1 protein-coding gene is annotated in these 548 nt (G+C 67.9%); it reads right to left on the minus strand.

Annotated elements, in window-relative coordinates; all coding sequences use genetic code 11:
* A partial coding sequence (locus H8A95_RS43490; RefSeq protein ID WP_229188516.1) for a hypothetical protein occupies nucleotides 1-548 on the minus strand: 548 nt, incomplete at both ends.

The raw sequence follows: 548 nt of genomic DNA on the forward strand, positions 1-548 counted from the left end.
CTTGCTACGCCCGCTGTTCCGCCGGCCGGGAGGGTGACCACGAAATGCGTGGCGGCGCCAGCTATGACGGCCTCGGTGTTCGACGTGCCGGTGATGCCGGCGCTGAGCGTGTCCGTCGCGGTGATGGTCTGGTTGCCGACGGTTTCGAATGTCTCGCTGAAGCTGCCGACGCCGTTGGTCAGTGTCATATTGGCCGGCAGCACGGCGTGGCCGTCGGTCGACGTGAAGTGCACGGTGCCCGAATAGCCGTTGGCGACGTTGCCGAAGGCATCGAGCGCGGTGACGGTGACCGTGCCTGGCGTCCCCGCCGCTCCATTGGCCGCAATGCTGACCACAAGATGGGTGGCCGCACCCCCTGCCACCGTCTCGGCGTTCGACGTGCCGGTGATGGCGGCGCTGACCGTGTCGGTCGCAGTGATGGTCTGGTGGCCGGCGGTATCGAAGGTCTCGCTGAAGCTGCCGACGCCGTTGGTCAGCGTCATGTCGGCGGGCAGCACGGCGCTGCCGTCGGTCGACGTGAAGTGGACCGTGCCGGTATAGCCGGTGGC

This window comes from Bradyrhizobium oropedii (genome assembly GCF_020889685.1).
GTDB classification, from domain to species: domain Bacteria; phylum Pseudomonadota; class Alphaproteobacteria; order Rhizobiales; family Xanthobacteraceae; genus Bradyrhizobium; species Bradyrhizobium oropedii.